Origin of the sequence: Nocardioides rotundus (genome assembly GCF_019931675.1) — a bacterium.
GTDB classification, from domain to species: Bacteria; Actinomycetota; Actinomycetes; order Propionibacteriales; family Nocardioidaceae; genus Nocardioides; species Nocardioides rotundus.
This window is the reverse complement of the sequence record NZ_CP082922.1, coordinates 2,916,569-2,941,094: the sequence shown is the minus strand read 5'-3', so window position 1 is coordinate 2,941,094 and position 24,526 is coordinate 2,916,569. Positions and strand designations below refer to the sequence as shown.

Annotated in this window: 25 protein-coding genes and 2 tRNA genes; 21 read left to right on the top strand and 6 right to left on the bottom strand. The window is 72.3% G+C overall.

The window, feature by feature from the left end; genetic code table 11:
- Positions 1–19: 19 nt before the first annotated feature.
- Positions 20–664: a histidine phosphatase family protein gene (locus K8W59_RS14435; protein ID WP_223395029.1), complete on the bottom strand. Its 645-nt coding sequence runs from the start codon at positions 662–664 to the stop codon at positions 20–22.
- A 23-nt stretch (positions 665–687) separates the two neighbouring features.
- Entirely contained in the window at positions 688–1,485 is a 798-nt protein-coding gene (locus K8W59_RS14430) for an IclR family transcriptional regulator (protein WP_223395027.1), read from the bottom strand.
- A 104-nt stretch (positions 1,486–1,589) separates the two neighbouring features.
- On the opposite strand from K8W59_RS14430, the gene K8W59_RS14425 reads away from it, so the two are divergent.
- From K8W59_RS14425 to metG, 6 genes are all read left to right on the top strand, one after another.
- Positions 1,590–2,483 (top strand): BKACE family enzyme, encoded by an 894-nt coding sequence (locus tag K8W59_RS14425; protein WP_223395025.1) that lies wholly within the window; start codon positions 1,590–1,592, stop codon positions 2,481–2,483.
- On the top strand, positions 2,480–3,421 hold the full coding sequence (locus K8W59_RS14420) for a 3-hydroxyacyl-CoA dehydrogenase NAD-binding domain-containing protein (RefSeq protein WP_223395023.1): 942 nt from the start codon (positions 2,480–2,482) through the stop codon (positions 3,419–3,421). Before K8W59_RS14425 ends, K8W59_RS14420 begins: the two co-directional genes overlap by 4 nt.
- Positions 3,418–3,858 carry a thioesterase family protein gene (locus K8W59_RS14415; protein ID WP_223395021.1) on the top strand — a complete coding sequence of 147 codons (441 nt, stop codon included), beginning with the start codon at positions 3,418–3,420 and terminating at the stop codon, positions 3,856–3,858. Before K8W59_RS14420 ends, K8W59_RS14415 begins: the two co-directional genes overlap by 4 nt.
- A 43-nt stretch (positions 3,859–3,901) precedes the next feature.
- Positions 3,902–4,519: a DsbA family oxidoreductase gene (locus K8W59_RS14410; RefSeq protein WP_223395019.1), complete on the top strand. Its 618-nt coding sequence runs from the start codon at positions 3,902–3,904 to the stop codon at positions 4,517–4,519.
- Positions 4,520–4,569: 50 nt separating this feature from the next.
- Positions 4,570–5,688, top strand: a complete 1,119-nt coding sequence (locus K8W59_RS14405) for a peptidoglycan recognition protein family protein (RefSeq protein ID WP_223395017.1) — start codon at positions 4,570–4,572, stop codon at positions 5,686–5,688.
- A 64-nt stretch (positions 5,689–5,752) separates the two neighbouring features.
- The gene (gene metG / locus K8W59_RS14400) at positions 5,753–7,579 is read left to right on the top strand and encodes a methionine--tRNA ligase (protein ID WP_223395015.1); all 1,827 of its coding nucleotides are present in this window, start codon (positions 5,753–5,755) and stop codon (positions 7,577–7,579) included.
- A gap of 7 nt (positions 7,580–7,586) precedes the next feature.
- On the opposite strand, the gene K8W59_RS14395 is transcribed toward metG, so the two are convergent.
- Positions 7,587–7,922, bottom strand: a complete 336-nt coding sequence (locus tag K8W59_RS14395; protein ID WP_223395013.1) for an MGMT family protein — start codon at positions 7,920–7,922, stop codon at positions 7,587–7,589.
- A gap of 62 nt (positions 7,923–7,984) precedes the next feature.
- Between K8W59_RS14395 and K8W59_RS14390 the strand changes: the two genes are divergently transcribed.
- The 8 genes from K8W59_RS14390 to tig all read left to right on the top strand — a co-directional run bounded on the left by K8W59_RS14390 (position 7,985) and on the right by tig (position 14,037).
- A complete protein-coding gene (locus tag K8W59_RS14390) occupies positions 7,985–8,746 on the top strand; it encodes a DUF3626 domain-containing protein (protein ID WP_223395011.1) in 762 nt (253 codons plus the stop codon).
- Positions 8,743–9,786: an App1 family protein gene (locus tag K8W59_RS14385; protein ID WP_223395009.1), complete on the top strand. Its 1,044-nt coding sequence runs from the start codon at positions 8,743–8,745 to the stop codon at positions 9,784–9,786. The genes K8W59_RS14390 and K8W59_RS14385 overlap by 4 nt, the downstream gene beginning before the upstream one ends.
- A gap of 33 nt (positions 9,787–9,819) precedes the next feature.
- Entirely contained in the window at positions 9,820–10,329 is a 510-nt protein-coding gene (locus tag K8W59_RS14380; protein WP_223395007.1) for a ribose-5-phosphate isomerase, read from the top strand.
- Positions 10,322–11,173, top strand: coding sequence for an Fpg/Nei family DNA glycosylase (locus tag K8W59_RS14375; RefSeq protein ID WP_223395005.1), 852 nt, complete (start codon positions 10,322–10,324; stop codon positions 11,171–11,173). The genes K8W59_RS14380 and K8W59_RS14375 overlap by 8 nt, the downstream gene beginning before the upstream one ends.
- A 26-nt stretch (positions 11,174–11,199) precedes the next feature.
- The gene (locus K8W59_RS14370) at positions 11,200–12,288 is read left to right on the top strand and encodes a PP2C family protein-serine/threonine phosphatase (RefSeq protein WP_223395003.1); all 1,089 of its coding nucleotides are present in this window, start codon (positions 11,200–11,202) and stop codon (positions 12,286–12,288) included.
- A gap of 80 nt (positions 12,289–12,368) precedes the next feature.
- Positions 12,369–12,442, top strand: a tRNA-Gly gene (locus K8W59_RS14365).
- 32 nt (positions 12,443–12,474) lie between these two features.
- Positions 12,475–12,547 (top strand) — tRNA-Pro (locus K8W59_RS14360).
- Between the two features lie 59 nt (positions 12,548–12,606).
- On the top strand, positions 12,607–14,037 hold the full coding sequence (gene tig, locus K8W59_RS14355) for a trigger factor (protein WP_223395001.1): 1,431 nt from the start codon (positions 12,607–12,609) through the stop codon (positions 14,035–14,037).
- A 22-nt stretch (positions 14,038–14,059) separates the two neighbouring features.
- On the opposite strand, the gene K8W59_RS14350 is transcribed toward tig, so the two are convergent.
- From K8W59_RS14350 to K8W59_RS14340, 3 genes are all read right to left on the bottom strand, one after another.
- Positions 14,060–14,413 (bottom strand): universal stress protein, encoded by a 354-nt coding sequence (locus K8W59_RS14350; protein WP_223394999.1) that lies wholly within the window; start codon positions 14,411–14,413, stop codon positions 14,060–14,062.
- Positions 14,414–14,440: 27 nt separating this feature from the next.
- On the bottom strand, positions 14,441–15,859 hold the full coding sequence (locus K8W59_RS14345) for a sugar porter family MFS transporter (RefSeq protein ID WP_223394997.1): 1,419 nt from the start codon (positions 15,857–15,859) through the stop codon (positions 14,441–14,443).
- Positions 15,860–15,964: 105 nt separating this feature from the next.
- Complete coding sequence (locus K8W59_RS14340; protein WP_223394995.1) at positions 15,965–16,708, bottom strand: GntR family transcriptional regulator; 744 nt, start codon at positions 16,706–16,708, stop codon at positions 15,965–15,967.
- Between the two features lie 126 nt (positions 16,709–16,834).
- Here K8W59_RS14340 and K8W59_RS14335 point away from each other — a divergent pair, with 126 nt between their 5' ends.
- The 7 genes from K8W59_RS14335 to K8W59_RS14305 all read left to right on the top strand — a co-directional run bounded on the left by K8W59_RS14335 (position 16,835) and on the right by K8W59_RS14305 (position 24,518).
- The gene (locus K8W59_RS14335) at positions 16,835–17,839 is read left to right on the top strand and encodes a Gfo/Idh/MocA family protein (protein WP_223394993.1); all 1,005 of its coding nucleotides are present in this window, start codon (positions 16,835–16,837) and stop codon (positions 17,837–17,839) included.
- Positions 17,836–18,786 (top strand): 5-dehydro-2-deoxygluconokinase, encoded by a 951-nt coding sequence (gene iolC, locus K8W59_RS14330; protein ID WP_263283250.1) that lies wholly within the window; start codon positions 17,836–17,838, stop codon positions 18,784–18,786. The genes K8W59_RS14335 and iolC overlap by 4 nt, the downstream gene beginning before the upstream one ends.
- On the top strand, positions 18,786–19,655 hold the full coding sequence (locus K8W59_RS14325; RefSeq protein WP_223394991.1) for a class I fructose-bisphosphate aldolase: 870 nt from the start codon (positions 18,786–18,788) through the stop codon (positions 19,653–19,655). The genes iolC and K8W59_RS14325 overlap by 1 nt, the downstream gene beginning before the upstream one ends.
- Positions 19,652–20,599: a 5-deoxy-glucuronate isomerase gene (gene iolB, locus K8W59_RS14320; RefSeq protein WP_223394989.1), complete on the top strand. Its 948-nt coding sequence runs from the start codon at positions 19,652–19,654 to the stop codon at positions 20,597–20,599. Before K8W59_RS14325 ends, iolB begins: the two co-directional genes overlap by 4 nt.
- Positions 20,596–22,542 carry a 3D-(3,5/4)-trihydroxycyclohexane-1,2-dione acylhydrolase (decyclizing) gene (gene iolD / locus K8W59_RS14315; RefSeq protein ID WP_223394987.1) on the top strand — a complete coding sequence of 649 codons (1,947 nt, stop codon included), beginning with the start codon at positions 20,596–20,598 and terminating at the stop codon, positions 22,540–22,542. The genes iolB and iolD overlap by 4 nt, the downstream gene beginning before the upstream one ends.
- Entirely contained in the window at positions 22,542–23,438 is an 897-nt protein-coding gene (locus K8W59_RS14310) for a sugar phosphate isomerase/epimerase family protein (RefSeq protein ID WP_223394985.1), read from the top strand. Before iolD ends, K8W59_RS14310 begins: the two co-directional genes overlap by 1 nt.
- Before the next feature lie 81 nt (positions 23,439–23,519).
- The gene (locus tag K8W59_RS14305; RefSeq protein WP_223394984.1) at positions 23,520–24,518 is read left to right on the top strand and encodes a substrate-binding domain-containing protein; all 999 of its coding nucleotides are present in this window, start codon (positions 23,520–23,522) and stop codon (positions 24,516–24,518) included.
- Positions 24,519–24,526: the final 8 nt, after the last annotated feature.

Below are 24,526 nucleotides of genomic sequence, written 5' to 3'. Positions count from 1 at the left end.
GATCATTGCACCGAAACCGTCAGCTCAGGGCATCGGGCTCGTCGTAGTCGGGGCCGGCGAGCGGGCCGGAGTCGCTCTCGATGATCGCGAAGTCGCCCGGGTCGCCCTGCAGCACCACGATGCCGGTGTTGCGCATCCGGCCCAGCCCCTGCCAGTCGTCGAGGTTGGTGGCCCGGCTGCGCACCCAGGTGCCCAGGGCCGCGCCGTGGGTGACGACGACGATGCCCTCGTGCCCGGCGGCGGAGGCCTCGTCGCAGACGTCGGCGATCGCGGCGTCGTAGCGGGCCAGGAACTCGTGCCCGTCCTCGCCTCCGCGGATCCGGTGGGAGAGGTCGCCGTGCACCCAGGCGACCAGGCCGGCGGCGTACTCGTGGACCGCGTCGGACTCGGTCAGCATCTCCAGGTCGCCGGCGGAGACCTCGGCCAGCCCCTCGTGGGTGCCGGCCGGCACCCCGAGCCGGTCAGCGACGGCGGCGGCGGTCTGCTGCGCGCGCAGGAGGTGGGAGGAGTACGCCGCACTCACGCCGCGCTCGACCAGCAGCGGCGCGGCGGCCGCCGCCTGCCGGACGCCTAGGTCGGTCAGCGCGGCGCCCGGGGCCGCGGTGTCCAGGGCGCCGGAGAGGTTGGAGGAGGTCTGGCCGTGACGCATCAGCACGAGTCGCACGGGGCGATCATCCCAACGTCCCCTCAGGGCCGCGAGGCGGCCTCCGGCCGGTGCGGTGAGAGCGCGGCGGCGGCCCGCGCGGCGACCGCCCCCAGCCCCTCGAAGCGCGCGTCGTCGATCCGGGTGTCGGGGCCCCAGACGGAGACGACGGCGACGGGCCGCCCGGCGGGGTCCACGACGGCGGCCGAGACCCCCCAGGCCGACGACTCGAACTCGCCGCGGCACACGCCGTACCCCCGCTCGCCGGTGCGGTCGATGTCGCTCCAGAACTCACGCTCGTCGACCAGCGTCGTGTCGGTGTAGCGGCGCAGGATCGAGCCGGTCAGGGCCTGCGCCTCCACCCGGGGGAGCGCGGCGAGGTAGGCCTTGCCGGTCGAGGTGGCGTGCAGGGGCACCGGATGGTCGCTCCACGTGGCGGCCACCACCGCGTCGGGGACCACCTCGTCGACGTACACCAGCTCCTCGCCGCGCAGCACTGCCAGACCGGCGGTCTCGCCGGTGCGCTCGCTGACGTCGCGCAGCACGTCCCGCGCCGCGTGGATCAGCGCCTCCAGGCCGCTGCCGGCGGCCAGGTCGACCAGCCCGATGCCGACCGACCACCGGCCGCTGTCCCGGTCGCAGGCGACCAGGCCCGTGGACTCCAGGGTGGTGAGGATCCGCCAGGCGGTGGCCCGGTTGAGGCCGCAGCGCTCGCCGAGTGCCGTGGTGGTCGCCTCCGCGCCGCTGGCTCGCGCCACGGCCCGCAGCAGGTCGACCGCGCGCACGACCGACTGCACGCCGGTGGATCGCGGCTCGGGGCCGGGCGAGGGGTCCGCGGACATCGGGGCGCGCGCCTCCTTGACGGGTGGGGGAGCTGACACCCACACTCTACTGTGCTCGCATCATGCGACGAGTGCTCGCATCGTGAACGCAAGGAGGAGTCACCGTGAACCGCACCGTGGTCATCACCTGCGCCCTGACCGGCGCCGGCGACACCGTGGGGAAGTCCGAGCACGTCCCCGTCACGCCGGAGCAGATCGCCGAGTCCGGCATCGCCGCCGCCCGCGCCGGCGCGGCGATCGTGCACGTGCACGTCCGGGACCCCGAGACCGGCGCCGGCTCCCGCGAGGTGGCGCTCTATCGCAAGGCGGTCGAGCTGATCAGGGCCGCCGACGTGGACGTCGTGGTCAACACCACCGCCGGGATGGGCGGGGACCTGGTCCTCGACCCCGCCTCGCCGACCACGATCCTGCCCGGCACCGACCTGGTGTCGGGGGTGGAGCGGCTGGCGCACGTGGGCGAGGTCCGGCCGGACATCTGCACGCTGGACTGCGGCAGCCTCAACTTCGGCGACGGCAGCCTGGTCTACGTCTCCACGCCCGACATCCTGCGCGACGGCGCCCGCCGGATCCAGGAGCTGGGTGTCCGGGTGGAGATGGAGGTCTTCGACACCGGCCACCTCTGGTTCGCCCGGCAGTTGGTGGAGGAGGGGCTGATCGACCCGCCGCCGATGTTCCAGCTCTGCATGGGGATCCCGTACGGCGCCCCCGCGGACCCCCGGCTGCTCGCCACCATGGTCCAGCAGCTGCCGCCCGACGCCGTGTGGGCCTCCTTCGCCCTGGGGGCGATGCAGATGCCGTGGGTAGCGCAGTCGGTGCTCCTCGGCGGGCACGTCCGCGTCGGGCTGGAGGACAACCTCTACCTGAGCAGGGGGGTGAAGGCCACCAACGCCCAGCTGGTCGAGCGGGCCCGCACCATCATCGAGGCGATGGGCGCCTCGGTGGCCACGCCCGAGCAGGCGCGGGAGATCCTCCGTCTTCCCGCCGGGGCCGGGCGATGAGCCGCCCCGAGCCCGGAGACGTGTGCACCGTCGCCTGCGTCGGCACCGGGGTCATCGGCGGCGGCTGGGTCGCCTACTACCTCTCCCGCGGCTTCCGGGTGCGCGCCTGGGACCCGGCCGAGGACGCCGAGGTGCGCCTGCGGCACCTGGTGGACCGGGCCTGGCCGGCACTGACCCGGCTCGGGACGGCGCCCGGGGCGAGCCGGGACCGGCTGGAGGTCTTCGACGACCTGGCCGAGGCCCTGGCCGGGGCCCAGCTCGTGCAGGAGAGCGTGCCGGAGCAGTTGGACCTCAAGCGCCGGCTCCTGGCCGAGGTCGACCTGCTCGCCGACCCGGACGTGGTGATCTCCTCCTCCACCTCCGGCTTCGGGATGAGCGAGATGCAGGTCGACTGCGCCCACCCGGGGCGCACCGTGGTCGGCCACCCCTTCAACCCGCCGTACCTCATCCCCCTGGTGGAGGTCGTCGGCGGCGAGCTGACCGATCCGGCGACCGTCGCCTGGGCCGCGGAGTTCTACCGGATGGCGGGCAAGTCGGTGATCGTCTTGGACCGGGAGGTGCCGGGCTTCGTCGCCAACCGGCTGCAGGAGGCGCTGTGGCGCGAGGCGCTGCACATGGTCGCCGAGGGTGAGGCGACCGTCGAGCAGATCGACCGGTCCATCACCGAGGGGCCGGGCCTGCGCTGGCCGATCCATGGGCCGATGCTCACCTTCCACCTGGCGGGCGGGCCGGGCGGCATGGCGCACATGCTCGACCACTTCGGGCCGTCGCTGAAGTCGCCCTGGACCCGGCTCACCGCCGCCGAGCTCACGCCCGCCCTGCGGGACGCGGTCGTCGCCGGCTGCGACCGCGAGGCGGCCGGGCGCACCGTCGACGACCTGGTGAGCGAGCGCGACGAGGGCATCATCGCGGTGCTCGGGGCACTGGGCCGGCTGTGAGCGAGGCGCTGCTGTGGTCCGAGCCGGTGCGGCCGGAGTGGGTGGACTACAACGGCCACCTCAGCGAGGCCTACTACGTGCTGGTCTTCGGACACGCCACGGACGCGGTGATGGATCGGATCGGCCTGGACGCCGCCCATCGCGCCGCGCACCGCTCCTCGCTCTACACCGTCGAGGCGCACGTCCGCTATCTCGCCGAGGTGCCGCCGGAGACGGTCCTGGAGGTGCGCAGCGAGGTCATCGGGCGCACCGGGAGGCTGCTGCGGCTCTGGCACGAGATGCGGGTGGATGGGAGGCTGTGCGCGACCGAGGAGATCCTCGCGGTGCACGTGGTGGACGGCGCCGCCGCGCCGTTCCCCGACGCCGTGGCGGAGCGTACGGCGACCCTGCTCTGCAGCCCGGGCCCGGACGCGGGGCGGGCGATCCGGATCGGCTGACCGTCCGGGGAATGCTCCGAGCCCGGTGCTGTTGGATCTGGGTATGAGTGAGAAGACGCGCGCCGATTTCTGGTTCGACCCGCTGTGCCCCTTCGCCTGGATCACCTCCCGCTGGATCCTGGAGGTGGAGAGGGTCCGCGACATCGAGGTGCGATGGCACGTGATGAGCCTGGCCTACCTCAACCAGGACAAGGACATCCCCGAGGACTACCGCGAGCTGCTCCGGCCCGCCTGGGGCCCAGTGCGCGTGCTGATCCGCGCGGAGCAGGAGCACGGCAACGAGGTGCTGCTGCCGCTCTACACCGCCATGGGCACCCGGATCCACAACGACGGCCGCAAGCTGGGCGACGAGGCCCGCGAGATCGTCGCGGAGTCGCTGGCCGAGGCGGGGCTGCCCGCCGAGCTGGTCGAGGCGATGGAGGACTCCTCGCTCGATGAGGCGGTCGCCCGGTCGCACCACGAGGGGATGGACCAGGTGGGCGACGACGTCGGGACCCCGACGATCGCGTTCGAGGGCTCGGCGTTCTTCGGTCCGGTGCTCTCCTCGATCCCGCGCGGCGACGACGCCGGGACGCTGTGGGATGGCTGTGTGGCCGTCGCGAGGTTCCCGCACTTCTACGAGCTGAAGCGCACGCGCACGGGTGATCTCGACTTCAGCTGAGACGGCCACAGTCGACAGGTGGGGCTGGTGTGACGCATGATCTTCTCACCATGCTTCGTCGACGCAGCCTGCTCTCGGCCGGCGCCGCCGTCCCGGTGATCGCCGGGGCCGGGCGCGCGGTCGCCGTACCGTCCTCCTCCGACCGGGCCGTCGCCCCGGGGCTGCGGCTGGCCCGCGTCGGCGGCGCCGTGCTCGGCGCCCGGGTGCGCGTGCGCGGCCCGTTGACCGAGAGGATGCGCACCACCCCGTTCCGGATGGTCGCCGTCACCTGGCGTGGCGCGACCCCCGAGGTCGAGGTGCGGGTCCGGGACCTGCGGGGCGGATGGACCCCCTGGCGGTGGTTGGCCCCGCTGGGGGACGGGCCGGACCCCGGCTCCGGCGAGGGGGGTGCGGTGCGCGGCACCGAGCTGCTGTGGGTCGGGCGCGCGGACGGCGTCCAGGTGCGCAGCGACGGTGGCAGCGACGACCTGTCCTTGGTGCTGGTCGACCCGGGCCGGCTGCCCGGGGACGCCACCGTGGAGGAGCAGACGGCTGCGCGCACCACCGCGCGCTATGAGGCGACCTCGCTGCGGCCGCCGCTGCTGAACCGGTCGGAGTGGGGCGCCAACCCGAAGTGGCGCAGCGGGACACCGCGGATCGACGACACGATCCGGATGGCGCACGTGCATCACACCGCGACCGCCAACGGCTACACCCGTGCCGAGGTGCCCGGGATCCTGCGGGGCATGTACTACTACCACACCCAGTCCCTGGGGTGGTCCGACATCGGCTACAACTTCCTGATCGACCGGTTCGGCCGAATCTGGGTCGGTCGCGCCGGAGGCAGCCAGAACCCGGTCCGCGGTGCCCACACCCTGGGCTTCAACCAGAACTCGGTCGGCGTGGCGGTGATCGGCAACTACGTCAGCACCAACCCGTCGGACCCCGCGGTCGGCGCGGTGGTTCGGCTGACCGCCTGGAAGCTCGCGATGTACGGCCGCAACCCGACGGGGAAGATCTCCATGACCTCGCAGGGCAGCGACCGCTACCCCGCGGGGCAGCGGGTCTACCTCCCGGTGATCGACGGACACCGCGACACCAACGACACCGCCTGCCCGGGGGCGCGGCTCTACAGCCGGCTCCCGGACATCCGGACCCGGGCGAAGCGGCGCATCGACTACTACTCGTGAGGCGGGGCGTCCACCGGCTCCGCCCGCGGACGGCGCGGGTCCGGTCGATCTCTAGGCTGTGCCCATGAGCAGCGCCCGCCCCACGACCCCGCGCCGGGTCCTGTCCGCCGTCGCCTGGCCCTACGCCAACGGCCCCCGCCACATCGGCCACGTCGCCGGGTTCGGGGTGCCCTCCGACGTCTTCAGCCGTTACATGAGGATGGCGGGCCACGAGGTGCTCATGGTCTCCGGCACCGACGAGCACGGCACGCCGATCCTGGTCACCGCCGACCGCGAGGGCGTGAGCGCGAGGGACCTGGCCGACCGCAACAACGCGGTGATCGTGCGGGATCTGGTCGACCTCGGGCTCTCCTACGACCTGTTCACCCGCACCACGACCGGCAACCACTACCGGACCGTGCAGGAGATGTTCACCACCTGCCTGCGCAACGGCTACATGGTCGAGGAGACGACTCAGGCGGCGATCAGCCCGTCGACCGGGCGCACCCTGCCCGACCGCTACATCGAGGGCACCTGCCCGATCTGCGGCTACCCCGAGGCGCGCGGCGACCAGTGCGACAACTGTGGCAACCAGCTCGACCCGACCGACCTGATCGACCCGCGGTCGAAGATCAACGGCGAGACGCCGGAGTTCGTCGACACCCAGCACTACTTCCTCGACCTGCCCGCCCTGGCGGGCGCGCTGGGGGAGTGGCTGGACGACCGGGAGGCCTCGGGCACCTGGCGGCCGAACGTGATCAAGTTCAGCCAGAACATCCTCAAGGAGATCCGGCCGCGGGCGATGACCCGCGACATCGACTGGGGCATCCCCGTGCCGGGCTGGGAGGGCCAGCCCACCAAGCGGCTCTACGTCTGGTTCGACGCGGTCATCGGCTACCTCGCCGCCTCGATCGAGTGGGCGCGGCGGCTGGGGGAGCCGGAGAAGTGGCGCGAGTGGTGGAACGACCCCGAGGCGGTGTCCTACTACTTCATGGGCAAGGACAACATCGTCTTCCACTCCCAGATCTGGCCCGCGGAGATGCTGGCCTACGCCGGCAAGGGCGACAAGGGCGGCGAGCCGGGGGTGTACGGCGAGCTCAACCTGCCCACCGAGGTCGTCTCCAGCGAGTACCTCACCTTCGGCGACGCGCAGTTCTCCACCTCGCGCGGCCACGTCATCTACGTCGGCGACTTCCTGGAGCGCTACGGCCCCGACCCCCTGCGCTACTACATCTGCGCCGCCGGACCGGAGACCTCCGACGCCGCGTTCACCTGGGCCGACTTCGTCACCCGCAACAACTCCGAGCTGGTCGCGGGCTGGGGCAACCTGGTCAACCGCACCGCGACGATGATCGCCAAGAGCTTCGGGGAGATCCCGCCGCGCGGGGACCTCGAGCCGGTCGACGAGGAGATCCTCGCGACCGTGCGCGGCGGCTTCGACTCCGTCGGCGAGCTGGTCGAGCGGCACCGGCTGCGGGCCGCGGTCGCCGAGGCGATGCGGGTCGTCGGCGAGGTGAACAAGTACCTCACCGTCACCGAGCCCTACAAGATGAAGGACGACTCCCAGCGCGAGCGCCTCGGCACCGTGCTGCACGTCGCGGCGCAGTGCGTGACCGACTGCAACACGCTGCTGGCGCCGTTCCTGCCGCACGCGGCCAACCGGGTGCACACGGTGCTCGGCGGCGAGGGCGAGCTGATCCCGATGCCGGTGGTGGAGCAGGTCGACGAGCTCGAGCCGGACAACGGCGCCGGGCTGACGTCGTACCCCGTCATCACCGGCGACTACTCCGCCACGCCGGCGTGGGAGTCGCGGCCGGTGGTCCCGGGGACGCCGGTGGCCAAGCCGACGCCGGTCTTCCGCAAGCTCGACCCGTCCGTGGTGGAGGAGGAGCTGGCCAGGTTCGGCGGCTGAGCCCGGCTCACCTGAGGTCGGCGGTCGCGCGGTCCCAGTCCGCGGCCAGGCGCGCCAGGTCGGCCCGGTGGTCCCGGATCCGGCACCCCAGCCCGTTGGGCTTCCAGGCGATGCCCTCCTCGGCCCAGCGGGCGCGCGCCTCCTCGCGCAGGTGCGCGGGCAGGTCGCCGTACGAGCTGGTCACCCGCCACCAGGTGACGCCCGAGCCGTAGTCGCGCATGATCGCGCCGACGTGCCGCGGGCCGGTGCCGACCAGCTCGGCCAGGTCGCCGTAGGACACCACCCGCCCCCGCGGCACCTGCTCCACCGCCCGCAGCACCAGCTCGGCGACCCGCTCGTCCATGGGTCCATCCTGCCTGGCGAATCCGGTCGCGGGCACCGGCCCGGGAGGGCACACTGCTGCGCGTGCCCGCCCTGACCCTGCACTTCCATCCCGACTGGCCCTTCGGCGACGGGCTGGTGATCGAGGCGATGGCGCAGGACGGCGCCTACCGCAGCCAGTTCGAGACGGGCACGTCCAACGGTGGGCTGTTCGCGCACCCGGGTGGCCTGCGCTGGGCGTGGGAGAGCCGGCTCTTCGCCGGGAGGTACGACGACCGACCGGCCGCCGACCGGCCGGTCTACGGCGCCTGGAACCGCTCCGACGACCCCTACGGGGGCAGCCCGCGCTTCGGCTCGGCCTACGTCCGGCTCACCGAGGAGGCCGCCGCGCGGGCGACGTACTGCTTCCCCGACTCGGTCTTCGACCCCGAGGAGTACGGCGGCCCGGAGCGGCTGACCGACCTGGTCGCGCTGGCCGACGAGCGGGCCGCGGACCCGGAGTGGGACCGGCTCGACGACTACGTGGAGGCCCAGGTGCACGGCGGGGTGCGCTTCGACCGCGACGTGGCGGCCGTGGTCCTCGACCCGGCCCATGCCGACGGCCCGGTGCACGTGGCGGCGGAGCGGCTCGGCTGTCCGGTGGAGCTGCATCCGGGCTATCGGGTCGACACGGCACGCCTGAGCGCGGCCTACCGCGGTGAGGAGCCCTACCGCCTGGCGGTCGAGCTCGGTGTCGAGCTCACCCCGGACGTGGTCGCCGCGGCGGCCCGGTCGGGGCGGCACGACCCGCAGACGGTGAAGCGGGTGTGGCACCTGCTCGCCCGGTTCGGTAGACATTGGGCATGACCCGTCCGCACTGGGCCAGCTTGGTCGAGGACAGCTGGAACTCCGCCCTCGGCGGCGTCCTGGACCGGCGGGGGTGGGCGCACCTGATGGTCCCGCTCACCGGGTACGGCGGCCGCGACTTCGTACGGGTCCTCGCCCGGGTCGTGCACGCGCCGGCGCCCGACGCCGACGAGCCGGCCGCGACCGCCCGTGCCGAGCAGCAGGCCTACCGCCGCGGCTGGCGCAATTTCCTCACCGCGGAGGTGCCGCACCAGCGGGTGACCGTCACGCTGGGGGAGGACGAGCACGAGGTCGCCACGGATCGCAGCGGCCAGCTCGACGTCCGGCTGCCCAACCCCGGCTGGGCGCCGGGCTGGCACGAGGTGCGGATGCGCACGCCCAAGAGCGCCCCGGCGAGGGCGCGGATCCTGGTGGTCGACGAGTCCCAGCCGTTCGGGCTGGTCTCCGACATCGACGACACGGTGCTCCGGACCTATCTGCCGCGGCCGATGGTGGCGGCCTACAACACCTTCGTGCTGCCCGAGCACGCCCGCCGCCCGGTGCCGGGCATGGCGGTGCTCTACCAGGAGGTGCTGCGGGCCCATCCGGGTGCGCCGACGTTCTACGTCAGCACCGGGGCGTGGAACACCGCGTCCACGCTCGAGCGGTTCCTGGCCACCCACGGATACCCCCGGGGGCCGATGCTGCTGACCGACTGGGGGCCGACCAACACCGGCTGGTTCCGCTCCGGGCAGGAGCACAAGCGCGCCTCGCTGCGCGGGCTGGCCGCCGACTTCCCGGGCATCCGCTGGCTGCTGGTCGGGGACGACGGGCAGCACGACCCCGAGCTCTACGGCGAGTTCGCCCGCGAGCACCCCGGCAACGTCCGGGCCATCGCGATCCGCGAGCTGGGCGCGGGGGAGCAGGTGCTCTCGCACGGTACGCCGGTCGCGCGGGCCGCCCAGCACCGCGACTCCTCGCCGCCGGAGGTGCCCGAGGTCCGCGGCGAGGACGGGGCGGCGCTCGCCCGGCTGCTGGCCCCGCTGCTCGACCTACGCTGAGCCGCCGGGCCGACGGGCTGAGAGGATGCCGCCATGCGCGTCCACATCGGTTCCGACCACGCTGGCCTCGAGCTCAAGGACCACCTCGTCCGCTGGCTCGCCGACCACGGCTACGAGCCCGTCGACCACGGCCCCTTCGTCTACGACGCCCTCGACGACTACCCGGTGTTCTGCCTGCGCGCCGCCGAGGGCGTGGTCGCCGACCAGGAGGCGGGTGTCCCCGCCCTCGGTGTGGTGATCGGCGGCTCCGGCAACGGGGAGCAGATCGCCGCGAACAAGGTGCGGGGCGTGCGGGCCGCGCTGGTCTGGTCCGACGAGACCGCCACCCTGGCGCGCGAGCACAACGACGCCAACGTGCTCTCCGTCGGCGGGCGGATGCACCCGCTGGACGACATGACCCGGTTCGTGCGGATCTTCCTCGAGACCCCGTTCTCCGGGGACGAGCGACACGTCCGGCGGATCGCGCAGCTGACGACGTACGAGAACGGCGGCGGTCTGCCGCCGCTGCCGGAGTCCGCCCGAGCGCAGAGCCCCGATGCCTGAGGGACACACCCTGCGACGGCTGGCCGACGACGTGGACGCCGCCTTCGCCGGTCACCGGGTGCGCGTCGGCTCGCCGCAGGGGCGCTTCGAGGCGGAGGCGGCGCTGCTGGACGGCAGTGTCCTGCAGGGCGCGGAGTCGGCCGGCAAGCACCTGTTCGTCGACCTGGACGGCGACCACATCGTGCACGTCCACCTCGGCCTCATCGGCTCCTTCGACGTCACCACGGGTGCGGCGGACCTGCCGGCGCCGGTCGGCCAGGTGCGGCTGCGCCTGGCGGCGCCGTACCCCGACGGGACCTGGGCCTATGCCGACCTGCGCGGAGCCACCCGGTGCGCGCTCATCACGCCCGAGCGTCGCGACGAGGTGATCGCCGGGCTCGGCCCCGACCCGCTGCGCGCGGACGCGGACCCGGACGTGGCCTGGCAGCGGATCCGGCGCTCGGACCGCTCCATCGGCGACCTGCTGATGGACCAGGCGGTGCTGGCCGGCGTCGGCAATGTCTACCGCGCCGAGGTGCTGTTCCGTCATCGGATCCACCCCCTGCGGCCCGGGCGGACGCTGCGGCGCGGCCAGTTCGCGGCGATCTGGCAGGACCTGGTCGAGCTGATGGCCGAGGGGGTGCGCACCGGCCGGATCGACACCGTGCGCCCCGAGCACACGCCGGAGGCGATGGGCCGTCTGCCCCGCAAGGACGATCATGGCGGCGAGGTCTACGTCTACCGGAGGACCGGGCAGCCCTGCTTCGTCTGCGGTGCCTCGGTCCGCACCGACGTCCTCAAGGCGCGCAACTCGTTCTGGTGTCCGCGATGTCAGCCCGTGTTCCGCTCCCGCGCCGTACAGTGAGCCGACCCCTCACCCCGAAGGACACGATGAGCCCCACCAGGTCTCGCCGGGAGTCGGTGCAGCGCGCCCGTGCGACCCGTCTCGGCCGACTCGCCGAGAGCGAGACGTCGCTGCTGGTGTCGCTGCTGCTCCTCGGCGCGGTGCTCACCGCGCTGGTGATGGTCTATCCGAGGGTCTGGCCGATGAGCACCCTGGTCCTGCCGCTGACCATGGGGTCGCTGTGGCTCTCGCCGCGGGTGCTGCCGTGGTTCGTGGTGACCACCATGGGGTTCACCGTGCTGGGGCTGTCGCGACAGGGGGCGGACGTCCCGCTCAGTGCGCTGGTGACCCGCGTCGGCACGGTCTTCGCCCTGGCGCTGCTGATCCTGATCGTGTCCTTCCGGCGCTCGCGCCTGGGCGTGGGCGGGATGCGCGGGGAGGAGATGTTCGTCGACCTGCGCGACCGGATCAACCGGCAGGGGTCGCTGCCGGCGCTGCCGGATGACTGGTTCCTGGAGTACGCCCACCGGTCGGCGGGCGGCACCCCGTTCTCCGGCGACTTCGCCGTCGGCTTCCGCAAGGGGGATCTGGTCCAGCTCGCGGTCGTCGACGTCTCGGGCAAGGGGAGCGAGGCCGGCACCCGCGCACTGCTGCTCTCCGGTGCCATGGGCGGCCTGATGGGCGCGCTGCCGGCCGGACGGTTCCTCGCCGAGAGCAACGACTACCTGTGCCGTCAGGAGTGGTCGGAGGGCTTCGCGACCGCCATCCACCTGGTCATGGACCTGCGGACGGGGATCTTCGAGCTGCGTACGGCGGGCCACCCGCCGGGCGTGCACCTGGTCTCCGGCAGCGGCCGCTGGCTGGTGCGCGAGACCGAGGGCCCGGTGCTCGGGCTGCTGGAGGGTGTGGAGTTCGAGCCCTTCCACGGCCGCATCGACCGGGGCGACGTGGTCCTCCTTTACACCGACGGGCTGGTCGAGACCTCCTCGCGCGAGCTGGCGCTCGGCATCGACCGGCTGCTCGGCACCGCGGAGAAGGAGCTGCACGGCGAGCTGGAGGAGCGGGCCGACCGGCTGGTGAACCTGCTCGGCTCCCGCGACGACGACGCCGCGCTGCTGCTGCTGCACCGGCGCTGAGACCGGGTCCGGGGCAGCGCCCGAGTTGGGGCGCTCAGCCGCCGATGTGGCACCATGACCACGCACGATTTCCGGTGCAGGCGGATGTAGCTCAATGGTAGAGCCCCAGTCTTCCAAACTGGCTACGCGGGTTCGATTCCCGTCATCCGCTCCACGAGGTCGGACGCCCGCGTCCGGCCGCCGTGGCGGGGCGTAGCGTAGTGGCTAGCGCGCCTGCTTTGGGAGCAGGAGATCGCAGGTTCGAGTCCTGTCGCCCCGACGGAGGCAGTGCACGCACCGAGCCCCCGCACCACCCGACACCACCTGAGGAGACCACCTGTGAAGAGCGCCGTCGAGACCTTGAGCCCGACCCGGGCCAAGCTGACCGTCGAGGTGCCCTTCGAGGAGCTCAAGCCGAGCCTCGACAAGGCGTACAAGCAGATCGCGCAGCAGATCAACGTCCCCGGCTTCCGCCGCGGGAAGGTTCCGCCGATGGTGATCGACCGTCAGGTCGGCCGCGGTGCCGTGCTGGAGCAGGCGATCAACGAGGTCGTCCCCCAGAAGTACATGGAGGCGATCCAGGAGAACTCGATCGAGCCGCTCTCGCAGCCGGAGATCGAGGTCACCAAGCTCGAGGACAACGACGTGGTGGAGTTCACCGCGGAGCTGGACGTCAAGCCCGAGTTCGAGCTGCCCGACTACTCCGGCGTCGAGGCCTCCGTCGAGGACGTCGCCGTCTCCGACGAGGACGTCGCCGAGCAGGTCCAGGCGCTCCGCGAGCGCTTCGGCACGCTGACCGAGGTGGACCGGGCCGCCGCGGACGGCGACTTCGTGACCATCGACCTGGCCGCCACCCAGGACGGCGAGGCCGTCGAGGGCGCCCAGGTCTCCGGCATGTCCTACCAGGTCGGCCGCGGCGGCATGCTGGACGGACTGGACGAGGCGCTGGCCGGCATGGAGGCCGGGGAGGAGAAGACCTTCTCCTCCCAGCTCGTGGGCGGCGACCTGGTCGGCGAGGACGTCGACGTGGCCGTCACCGTCACCCAGGTCCAGGAGCAGGAGCTCCCCGAGCTGGACGACGAGTTCGCCCAGATGGCCTCGGAGTTCGACACCGTCGACGAGCTCACCGAGGACGTGCGCGAGCGCCTGCAGCGCGGCAAGCGGCTCGAGCAGGCCGCCGAGGCCCGCGACGCGGTGCTCGAGGTGCTCGTCGACCAGGTCGACGTACCCCTCCCCGACACGCTGGTCGCCGACGAGCTGAACGCGCGCCGCCAGTCCGTCGAGCAGCAGCTGATGATGTCCGGCCTCACGATGGAGAAGTACCTCGAGGACGAGGGGCAGACCGTCGAGGAGTTCGAGGCCGAGCTGGAGCGGCGGGTCCGCGACGCCCTGGTCGCGCAGTTCATCCTCGACGAGATCGCGAAGAAGGAGGAGGTCGGGGTCGAGCAGCAGGACCTCTCCGACCACATCCTGCGCCGCGCCCAGGCCTCCGGCCAGGACCCGCAGGAGTTCGCGAACCACATGTTCGAGCACAACCACATCCCCGAGCTGGTGCAGGAGATCCTGCGCGGCAAGGCGCTGGCCACCGTGGTCGAGTCCGCGAAGGTCACCGACGGCTCCGGCAACCACGTCGAGCTGGCGAACCTGCGCCCGGACGGCACCATCGGCGAGCCGGAGGCCGAGGCCTCGGAGCAGGCCGAGACCGCCGGGTCCGACGCCGCAGAGCCCGCCGATGAGCCCGCCGAGGAGTCGGAGGGCAAGGACGCCTGAGGCCCCGCCTCAGCAGCCTGGCTCAGCCGGCCTTGACGGCCAGCACCGGCACCGGCGACTCGAGCAGCAGTCGCTGGCTCACGCTGCCCAGCAGCGCCTTGCCGACCGGCGTACGGCGCTTCAGGCCGATCACCAGCAGGCCGATGTCGCGGTCGCGGATCTCGTCCAGCACCGCCTCGGCGGGATCCCGGTCGCCGCGACCGGAGCGCTCGACCACGGTCGTGCCCACTCCGTCGGGCAGGCGGGCGGCGTCGAACGGGGTGAGCGACAGGTTCATCACGACCAGGTCGGTCCCGACCAGTCGCGCCTCGTCGGCCGCGGCCGCCAGTGCGGCCGCGCCCTCGGGGGTGTCGGGTACGGCGACGAGCACAGTCATCGCGGGCTCCTCTCTCTCGGGGTGGGGTCAGGCGTGCGCGGTCCGGAAGTCGTCCTCGAACTGCTCCAGTGTCTTGCCGCGGGTCTCGGGGACCATGGTGTACACGAACAGCAGGGCCAGCACGCCCAGGCCGGCGAAGACGAAGAAGGTCGAGGCGATGCCCACCGCCTCCACGAACGGCGGGAAGCCGAAGGCGACGCTCGCGTTGGCGATCCACAGAGCGAAGACGCACACGCCCATCGCGAAGCTGCGGATCTTCAGCGGGAACATCTCGGCGAGCAGCAGCCACACCAGCGGCCCGATGGTGCCCTGCATGCTGAAGACGAAGAGCACGACGAAGACCAGGATCACGTAGGGCTTCGCGGCGTTGTCGGGGAACAGCAGCGCTGACGCGCCGACCAGGACGTGGAAGATCGTGGTCAGGGTGAACCCGCCCAGCAGCATGGTGCGGCGGTTGATCCTGTTCATCAGCAGGATCCCGACGGTGATGCCCAGCACGCTGAACAGGCCGTTGAGGGTGTTGGCGACGAGCGCGGACTCCTCGGAGAAGCCGGCGTCGACCAGCAGCTGGCTGCCGTAGTACATGATCGAGTTGATGCCGGTGAACTGCTGGAAGATGCCCAGCCCGATGCCGATGATCACCAGGCGGCGGATCCACGGCACGGCGAGGTCGGCCCAGCCGCCGGTCTGGGCCTCCTTCTCCTCCTCGGCCAGGGCGTGCACCTCGGCCATCTCCGCGCGAGCCCGCTCCTTGGTCCGCACCTGCTCGAGGACCGCGAGGGCCTCCGCGTCCCGGTCCTGGGAGGACAGCCAGCGCGGGCTCTCCGGCATCCGCAGCATGCCGAAGAACAGGGCGATCGCGGGGAGCACGGCGACCACGAGCATGTAGCGCCAGACCGCGTCGTGCTCGCCCCAGAGCTTGAAGATGATCGCGTTGATGACGAAGGCGGCGAACTGGCCGGAGACGATCATCACCTCGTTGCGGGTGACCAGCGAGCCGCGGCGCTCGTAGGGGGACACCTCGGCGAGGTAGACCGGCACGGTCGCGGACGCGCCGCCGACGGCCAGGCCCAGCACCAGCCGGAAGAAGGCGAGGATCTGCCAGGTGGGCGCGAACACGCAGCCCAGGGTCCCGAAGACGAAGATGATGGCCAGCATCAAGATGTTGTGCCGCCGGCCGTAGCGGTCGGAGAGCTGGCCGCCGATGAGGGCGCCGAAGGCGGCGCCGAAGATCAGGATGCTGACCACGAAGCCCTCGGTGAAGGCCGTCAGCCCGAGGTCGTCCTTCATCGGCTCCAGCGCGCCGTTGATCACTCCGGTGTCGTAGCCGAAGAGCAGGCCGCCGAAGGTGGCGATGACGGCCACCAGGCCGAGGCGCCGCGAGTGCGGTCCGGGCTCGTCGGGCGGCAGCGTGACGGATGTGGTGGACGGATCGGGATGGCTCATCGTTCCTCCCCAGGGGGAGCCAGGTGGTCCGGTACCCGACGAGACTGTGCCAGCCTCATCTCACATGTGCAATAGTCAGAATGAAAAAATGTTCTAACAAAGCCGTCAGCGCTCGTCCACCATCAGGTCGATGGTGTAGTCCGAGGCCCGGTAGCAGTGGTCGCCGAACTCCACGGGCTGCCCGGCGGCATCGAAGGCGGCCCGGGTCATGGTCAGGACCGGCTGGGCGCCGCCCTTGATCCGCAGGTGCCGGCGCTCGGCGGCCGAGGGCATCCGGGCGCCGATGCTCTGCTGGGCGACGACGGGCTTGACCCCGCGGGCGCGCAGGGCCGCGTAGAGCCCGGTGGTGCGCAGCTCGTCCTCCTCGATCTCCGCGTGGGCGGGCGGCAGCCAGTTGTGCAGGATCGCCAGCGGCAGGTCGCCGGCGTAGCGCACCCGCTCCACGTGCAGCAGGGGGGTCTCCAGGGGCAGGTCCAGGGCCGCGGCGGCCTGCTCGCTCTCCTCGATCTCGACCGAGAGCACCTCGGTGCGCGGGGTGCGCCCCTCCCGGTCCAGGTCGTCCCACAGGCTGGAGAGCTCGAAGCGGCGGTGGATCTTGCGGTTGCTCACCGTCGTGCCCAGCCCGCGACGCCGGATCAGCAGGCCCTGGTCGACCAGCTCCTGGATCGCGCGCCGGACGGTCGGCCGCGAGAGGCTGAGCCGCTCGGCGACCGCCACCTCGTTCTCGAACGGGTCGCCGGGCTGTAGGCGGCCGTCGTTGATCGCGTTCCCGAGCTGCTCGGCGAGCTGGTGGTAGAGCGGCACGGGGGAGGAGCGGTCGATCGTGACGGGAACCTGCAGTGCGGCCATGCGGGAATGGTAGACCCTCCATGCGACAAAGGTTGAAAGTGCGAATGTCAGAACAAACTATTGACGTGGGCTCCCGAGGTCCGCCACAGTGTTCGTCGTCACACAGCCACGGCGAAGGGGTGGGAGATGCGGATCGGACTGGCCGGCGCGGGAAGGATCGGAGCCTTTCACGCCTCGACCATCGCGGGCCTGGAGGAGGTCGACACGGTGGTCGTGCACGACGCCGTCCCGGAGGCGGCCCACCGGCTCGCCGACGAGGGCGGCCACGAGATCGCCCCGGACACCGACGCCCTGTTGTCCGGCGTGGACGGCGTGGTCATCGCGAGCTCCACCTCCACCCACGCCGACCTGCTGCGACAGGCCGTGGCCGCGGGCATCCCCACCTTCTGCGAGAAGCCGCTCGCCCTCACCCTGGAGGAGACCGTCGACCTGGTCGACGTCGTCGAGTCCAGCGGGGTCCCGGTCCATGTCGGGTTCCAGCGTCGCTTCGACGCGGGCTACCGCCGCGCCCGGGAGGCGGTCGCCGCCGGCGAGCTCGGGTTCCTGCACTCGGTGCGGGCGATGACGCACGACCAGGCGCCACCGCACGCGGCGTACATCCCGACCAGCGGCGGTCTCTACCGCGACTGCTCGGTCCACGACTTCGACATCCTGCGGTTCGTCACCGGCCGCGAGGTCGCCTCGGTCTTCGCCACGGGCGCCAACAAGGGGGCGGCGTTCTTCCGCGAGGCCGGCGACGTCGACACCGCCGCGGCGGTGCTCACCCTGGACGACGACACCCTGGTCTCCGTCACGGCGACCCGTTACAACGGCGCCGGGCACGACGTGCGGATGGAGGTGCTCGGCTCGGAGGGCACCCTCGGAGTGGGGTACGACGACTCGCTCGCGGTCCGCTCGGCTGAGGCGGGCGTCGACTATCCCCGCGGCCCGCAGAAGTGGTCCTTCATGGAGCGGTTCCAGCCGGCCTACCGCGCCGAGCTCGCCGCGTTCTGCGACGTGGCCGCCGGCCGGATCGCCAGCCCCTGCACCGTCCGGGACGCCCTGGAGGCGTTCCGGGTCGCCGAGGCCTGCGAGCTGTCCCGCGCCAAGGGTCAGCCGGTGTCGATGGACGCGGTGGGAGGTGTCCGGTGAGCTTCGACCTGGTCAGCATGGGCCGCACCGGCGTGGACATCTATCCGCTGCAGCACGGCGTCGGCCTGGAGGAGGTGAGGACCTTCGAGAAGTTCCTCGGGGGCTCGGCGACCAACGTCGCCGTCGCCGCGGCCCGGCACGGGCACAGCGCCGCACTGGTCACCCGGACCGGCGACGACCCCTTCGGCCGGTACGTCCGGATGGAGGCGGAGCGGCTCGGCGTCGACGGGACCTGGATCACCGCGAACGAGGGCCCGCCAACGCCCGTCACGTTCTGCGAGGTCTTCCCGCCCGACGACTTCCCGCTCTACTTCTACCGATACCCCACGGCCCCGGACCTGCAGCTGGAGGTCTCCGACCTGCCCCTGCAGGAGATCCGGGACGCCAGGGTCTTCTGGTCCACCGTCACGGGGCTGTCCCAGGAGCCGTCGCGCGCGACCCACTTCGCTGCCTGGCGCGAGCGGGAGCGGCGCTGGCACACGGTGCTCGACCTGGACTACCGGCCGATGTTCTGGCCCGATCCCGCCGAGGCGAGCGAGCAGGTCGGCCGGGCGCTGGAGCACGTCACCATCGCGGTGGGCAACCGCGAGGAGTGCGAGGTCGCCGTCGGCGAGACCGACCCGGAGCGCGCGGCGGAGGCCCTGCTGGAGCGCGGGCTGGAGCTGGCGATCGTCAAGCAGGGGCCCAAGGGCGTGCTCGCGGTGACCGCCGACGAGCGGGTCGAGGTCCCGCCGTACCCCGTGGACGTGGTCAACGGCCTCGGTGCCGGCGACGCCTTCGGCGGCGCCCTGGTGCACGGGCTGCTGTCCGGCTGGGACCTGCGCCGGATCCTGGAGTTCGCCAACGTGGCCGGCGCCATCGTCGCCGGCCGCCTGGAGTGCTCCACGGCGATGCCAACGGCCGACGAGGTCGAGCAGGCGCTCGACGCGAGCAGGGGAGAGCGCTGATGAACCTCACCGACATCCGCGCCCGCGAGCCGCAGCGGGTCGCCGAGGCGTGGTCCGCCCGGTCCCGGCGCCCGTTGCTCGGGAGCGACGGCCGGCTGCTCGTCGTGGCCGCCGACCACCCGGCCCGCGGCGCCCTGGGCGTCCGCGAGGACCCGATGGCGATGGCCGGCCGGCAGGACCTGCTGGACCGGTTGGCGACCGCCCTGGCGCGCCCTGGCGTGGACGGGGTGCTCGGCACCGCGGACATCCTCGACGACCTGCTCCTCATGGGCGCCCTGGAGGACAAGGTCGTCGTCGGCTCGATGAACCGCGGCGGCCTGCAGGGCGCGTCCTTCGAGCTGGACGACCGGTTCACGGGATGGACCGCCGACCAGCTCGCCGAGCGTGGCCTCGACGGCGGCAAGACGCTCACCCGGGTCTGCCTCGGCGACCCCGGCACCGCCGCGACCCTGGAGGCGACCGCGCAGGCGATCGACCAGCTCGCCGCCCGCCGGCTGATGGCGATGATCGAGCCCTTCTGGTCGGTGCGGGAGAACGGCCGCGTCCGCAACCTGCTCGACCCGGACAGCACGATCAAGTCGATCCACGTCGCCTCCGGCCTGGGGGCGACCAGCGCCTACACCTGGCTCAAGCTGCCGGTGGTGGACGACCTCGAGCGGGTCATGGAGGCCACCACCCTGCCCACCCTGCTCCTGGGAGGGGACCCGAAGGGGGAGCCCGAGGGCACCTACGCCTCCTGGCGCAAGGCCCTCGGGCTGGGGCCCGTGCGCGGCCTGGTCGTCGGACGCGCCCTGCTCTACCCGCAGGACGGCGATGTGGCGACCGCAGTGGACATCGCGGCGGAGATGGTGCACGGAGGTGCGCGATGAGCGACCAGCAGTGGGTGGTGCGCGCCGACGCCGCACCGCGCGACGGCTTCGACCTGGTGATCGACGACCGGACCGAGGGCTGGCAGCACACCGGCCTGCGGATCGCCACGCTGGACGCGGGTGAGCAGCTGGAGGTGCCCGCCGGGGCCTGGGAGTACGTCGTCGTGCCGCTCGCCGGCCCGGTCGACGTCGCCGCCGCGGGCCCCAGCGGCACCGAGGCGGGTGCGTCCCTGGCCGGGCGGGCCTCCGTCTTCGCCGGGCCCACCGACGTGGCCTTCGTCCCGGCCGGCTGGTCGCTCCGGCTGACCGGTGCGGGGGAGGGCAGCCGGGTGGCGCTCTGTGCCGCCGCGGTGCCGGGCGGCGCCGCGTCGTACCCCTTCCGGCACGTCCGGGTGGACGAGGTCCCGGTCGAGCTGCGCGGTGCCGGCATCGCCTCCCGCGAGGTGCGCAACTTCGGTGTCCCCGACGTGCTCGGCGCCGACCGGATCATCGCCTGCGAGGTGGTGACGCCCGCCGGCAACTGGAGCTCCTACCCCCCGCACAAGCACGACGAGGAGCGGGACGGGGAGGAGACCGAGCTCGAGGAGATCTACTACTTCGAGGTCCAGCGCGAGCGAAGCGAGCCTGCTGGACCTGGAGAAGGACAGCCCGGCGAAGCCGGCCAGAGCCGTCCAGTGGGCTACCAGCGCGTCTACGGCACCGACGAGCGGCCCATCGACGTCCTCGCCGAGGTGCGCACCGGGGACGTGGTGCTGGTGCCGCACGGCTGGCACGGGCCCGCCATGGCGCCCCCGGGCTACGACCTCTACTACCTGAACGTGATGGCCGGTCCCGGGCCGGTCCGGGCCTGGCTGATCTGCGACGACCCGGCGCACGCCTGGGTCCGCGACACCTGGGGCGACCAGCAGGTCGACCCCCGGCTGCCCATGGGAGGAGAAACATGAGCGCGACCGTGCGCCTGACGGTGGCCCAGGCCACCGTCGAGTTCCTGTCACACCAGTGGTCCGAGCGGGACGGCGAGCGGCAGCGGCTGTTCGCCGGCTGCCTGGGCATCTTCGGGCACGGCAACGTCGCCGGGGTCGGCCAGGCGCTGCTGCAGCAGGAGACGCTGGCCCACGAGGCCGGCGAGGAGCCCGGCCTGCCCTATGTCCTGGCGCGCAACGAGCAGGCGATGGTGCACACCGCGGTCGCCTACGCACGACAGCGGGACCGGCTGCAGACCTGGGCCTGCACCGCCTCGGTCGGCCCCGGGTCCACCAACATGCTGACCGGTGCCGCGCTGGCCACGATCAACCGGATCCCGGTGCTGCTGCTCCCCTCGGGGACCTTCGCCACCCGCCGGTCGGCCCCGGTGCTGCAGGAGCTGGAGGCGCCGTACGCCGGTGACGTGACGGTCAACGACGCCTTCCGGCCGCTCTCGCGATATTTCGACCGGGTCAACCGAGCCGAGCAGCTGCCCGGCGCCCTGCTGGGCGCGATGCGGGTGCTGACCGACCCGGTCGAGACCGGCGCCGTCACGGTCGCGCTGCCGCAGGACGTGCAGGCGGAGGCGCACGACTGGCCGGTCGAGCTCTTCGCCGACCGGGTATGGCACATCGCTCGGCCGCCGGCCGAGGTTTCCCGGATCGAGGCGGCCGCGGAGCTGATCCGGCAGGCGGAGCGGCCGTTGCTGGTCGCGGGCGGCGGTGTCCACTACTCCGGCGCCGAGGTCGCGCTCGCCGCGCTCTGCGACGCCACCGGGATCCCGGTGGGGGAGTCGCAGGCGGGCAAGGGCTCGCTGCCGCACGGCCACCCGCAGCTGCTCGGCGCGATCGGCTCGACCGGCACCACGGCGGCGAACGCGATGGCGCGCGAGGCCGACGTGGTGATCGGGGTCGGCACTCGGTGGCAGGACTTCACCACCGCCTCGCGCACCGCCTTCGGGCCCGACGCCCGGTTCGTCAACATCAACGTGGCGAGCTTCGACGCCGGCAAGCAGTCGGGGGTCTCGGTGGTCGCCGACGCCCGGGAGGCGCTCACCGCGCTCGCCGAGGAGCTCGCCGACTGGTCGGTGCCCCAGGGTTACCGCGACGAGCAGGCCCGGCTGTGGGGCGAGTGGGACGAGCGCGTGGAGGCGGCGTACCGCCCCGGCGCCGACGTCACCGACGCGCTCGCGGACGGCCTGCTCACCCAGGGCGAGGTCCTCGGCGCGGTCAACGAGCTCTCCGACCCGCGCGACGTGGTGCTGTGCGCCGCCGGCTCGATGCCGGGCGACCTGCACAAGCTGTGGCGGGTGCGGGACCGCAAGGGCTACCACGTGGAGTACGGCTACTCCTGCATGGGCTATGAGGTGCCGGCCTCGATCGGCATCCGGTGGGCCGACCCGAGCCGGGACGTGTTCGCGATGGTCGGCGACGGCGGCTACCTGATGATGCCGACCGAGCTGGTGACCGCCGTGCAGGAGCGGACCAAGGTGATCGTGGTCCTGGTGCAGAACCAGGGCTTCCACTCCATCGGCTCGCTGTCGGAGGAGCTCGGCTCCCAGCGCTTCGGCACCCGTTACCGCTACCGCTCCGAGGACGGGACGCTCGACGGCGACGTACTCCCCGTGGACCTGGCCGCGAACGCCCGCAGCCTCGGCGCGACGGTGATCGAGGTGGCCTCCCGCGAGGAGCTGGCCGACGCGATCAAGCAGGCCAAGGCCGCCCCCGCCGATGGCGGTCCCGTCGTCATCCACGTGCGCACCGATCCGACCGTCTACGCCCCCGACAGCGAGTCGTGGTGGGACGTCCCGGTCAGCCAGGTCTCGGACCTGGAGAGCACCCAGGAGGCCTACGCGCGCTACCTGGAGCACCAGCAGCGACAGCAGAACTTCCTGACCCCCAGCGAATCCAGCGAAGGAGCATGATGAGCACGCCCGCCTACCTCGGAACCGCCCCCGACTCCTGGGGTGTGTGGTACGCCGACGACCCGGCGCAGACCCCGTGGCAGCGCTTCCTGGACGAGGTCCAGGCCTCCGGCTACACGCGGATCGAGCTCGGGCCCTACGGCTACCTGCCCACCGACCCCGCCCGGCTCAAGGACGAGCTGGACGCCCGGGGGCTGACCATGACCGCCGGCACCATCTTCGAGCACCTGCACCGTCCGGACTCGTGGGACTCCACCTGGAAGGACGTCTCCGCCGCGGCCACGCTGACCGCCGCGATGGGCGCCCGGCACCTCGTGGTGATCCCCGACTTCTGGCGCGACCCCGCCACCGGCGAGGTGCTGGAGGACAGTGCGCTGAGCGCCGAGCAGTGGCCGGCGTACGCCCGGCAGATGAACGAGCTGGCCCGCCGGATCCGCGAGGAGTTCGGCCTGCAGATCCAGTTCCACCCGCACGCCGACACCCACGTGGACACCCACGAGAACGTCGAGCGGTTCCTGCACGAGACCGACCCCGACCTGGTCACCCTGTGCCTGGACACCGGTCACCTGTCCTACTGCGGCGGGGACAACCTGAAGCTGATCGCCGACTACGGCCCGCGGATCGGCTATGCCCACCTCAAGCAGGTCGACCCGGCCGTGCTGGCGCGGGTCGAGGCCGAGGGCATGGGCTTCGGCGAGGCGGTCAAGCTCGGCGTCATGTGCGAGCCGCCGCAGGGCGTCCCCGAGATGCCGCCGATCCTGGACGCGCTCGCCGGCCTGGACATCGAGCTGTTCGCCATCGTCGAGCAGGACATGTACCCCTGCGACCCGGACCAGCCGATGCCGATCGCCGAGCGCACCCGGGCCTACCTCCAGGGATGCGGGCCGCTGCGATGACCCGTCTGCACCCTCCGACTCCCTCATCCCCCAGTACGCCGTCGCCGTAGGAGCGGCGGAGCAACGAAAGGCAGGAACCAGATGTCCCGACACACACGAGCACGCGTGGTGGCCCTCGCCGCGGCGCTGACGCTGGGCCTCACCGCCTGCTCCTCCAGCGGAGGACGGCAGCAGGAGGAGAGCTCAGGCATGAACGCCGGGCAGGCGAACACCGAGGAGATCACCATCGCGATGATCACCCACCAGGCCCCGGGCGACACGTTCTGGGACATCATCCGCAAGGGCGCCGAGGCCGCGGCGGCCAAGGACAACGTCAACCTGGAGTACACCAACGATCCCGACGCGACCAAGCAGGCGCAGCTGATCCAGGCCGCCATCGACAAGGACGTGGACGGCATCGCGGTCACCGACCCGAACACCGGCGCCATCGGCCCGGCGATCAAGGCGGCGATCGAGGCCGACATCCCGGTGACCATGTTCAACGCCGGCGGCACCGACGCGATGGACTTGGGGGCGCTGGGCTACTTCGGCCAGGCCGAGACCGACGCCGGCAACGCGGTGGGCGAGCGGCTGGTCGAGGACGGCGCGAAGAACGTGCTCTGCGTGATCCAGGAGCAGGGGCAGCAGCAGCTCGAGGACCGCTGCGACGGCATCATCGAGGGCGCCGGGTCGGGCACCAAGGTGCAGAGGCTGTACGTCGACGGCCGGGACTCCGCCGCCGTGGTCACCAACATCGAGGCCAAGCTGACCGAGGACGACAGCGTCGACTGGGTGGTCACTCTCGGCGCGCCGTTCGCCCTGAACGCGGTGGACGCCGTCCAGAGCGCCGGCAGCGAGGCCAAGATCGGCACCTTCGACACCAACGCCGAGCTGGTCAAGGCGGTCGAGGCGGGCGACGTCCAGTGGGCGATCGACCAGCAGCCCTTCCTGCAGGGCTACCTCGCGGTGGACTCGCTGTGGCTCTACATCAACAACGGCAACACCATCGGCGGCGGCGGCAACGTCGCGACCGGGCCGGCCTTCATCGACCAGGAGAACATCGACCAGGTCTCGAAGTTCGCCGCGAACGGCACCCGGTAGGTCGGCCG

Coding starts and splice junctions, on each gene's coding strand:
- K8W59_RS14410 (WP_223395019.1), top strand. CDS start 3,902: ATGAGTGAGAAGACGCGCGCCGATTTCTGGTTCGACCCGCTGTGCCCC.
- K8W59_RS14350 (WP_223394999.1), bottom strand. CDS start 14,413: ATGACTGTGCTCGTCGCCGTACCCGACACCCCCGAGGGCGCGGCCGCA.
- K8W59_RS14385 (WP_223395009.1), top strand. CDS start 8,743: ATGACCCGTCCGCACTGGGCCAGCTTGGTCGAGGACAGCTGGAACTCC.
- K8W59_RS14395 (WP_223395013.1), bottom strand. CDS start 7,922: ATGGACGAGCGGGTCGCCGAGCTGGTGCTGCGGGCGGTGGAGCAGGTG.
- K8W59_RS14405 (WP_223395017.1), top strand. CDS start 4,570: ATGCTTCGTCGACGCAGCCTGCTCTCGGCCGGCGCCGCCGTCCCGGTG.
- K8W59_RS14430 (WP_223395027.1), bottom strand. CDS start 1,485: ATGTCCGCGGACCCCTCGCCCGGCCCCGAGCCGCGATCCACCGGCGTG.
- K8W59_RS14345 (WP_223394997.1), bottom strand. CDS start 15,859: ATGAGCCATCCCGATCCGTCCACCACATCCGTCACGCTGCCGCCCGAC.
- K8W59_RS14380 (WP_223395007.1), top strand. CDS start 9,820: ATGCGCGTCCACATCGGTTCCGACCACGCTGGCCTCGAGCTCAAGGAC.
- K8W59_RS14370 (WP_223395003.1), top strand. CDS start 11,200: ATGAGCCCCACCAGGTCTCGCCGGGAGTCGGTGCAGCGCGCCCGTGCG.
- K8W59_RS14310 (WP_223394985.1), top strand. CDS start 22,542: ATGAGCACGCCCGCCTACCTCGGAACCGCCCCCGACTCCTGGGGTGTG.
- K8W59_RS14335 (WP_223394993.1), top strand. CDS start 16,835: ATGCGGATCGGACTGGCCGGCGCGGGAAGGATCGGAGCCTTTCACGCC.
- K8W59_RS14305 (WP_223394984.1), top strand. CDS start 23,520: ATGTCCCGACACACACGAGCACGCGTGGTGGCCCTCGCCGCGGCGCTG.
- iolD (WP_223394987.1), top strand. CDS start 20,596: ATGAGCGCGACCGTGCGCCTGACGGTGGCCCAGGCCACCGTCGAGTTC.
- K8W59_RS14375 (WP_223395005.1), top strand. CDS start 10,322: ATGCCTGAGGGACACACCCTGCGACGGCTGGCCGACGACGTGGACGCC.
- metG (WP_223395015.1), top strand. CDS start 5,753: ATGAGCAGCGCCCGCCCCACGACCCCGCGCCGGGTCCTGTCCGCCGTC.
- K8W59_RS14325 (WP_223394991.1), top strand. CDS start 18,786: ATGAACCTCACCGACATCCGCGCCCGCGAGCCGCAGCGGGTCGCCGAG.
- iolB (WP_223394989.1), top strand. CDS start 19,652: ATGAGCGACCAGCAGTGGGTGGTGCGCGCCGACGCCGCACCGCGCGAC.
- K8W59_RS14420 (WP_223395023.1), top strand. CDS start 2,480: ATGAGCCGCCCCGAGCCCGGAGACGTGTGCACCGTCGCCTGCGTCGGC.
- K8W59_RS14340 (WP_223394995.1), bottom strand. CDS start 16,708: ATGGCCGCACTGCAGGTTCCCGTCACGATCGACCGCTCCTCCCCCGTG.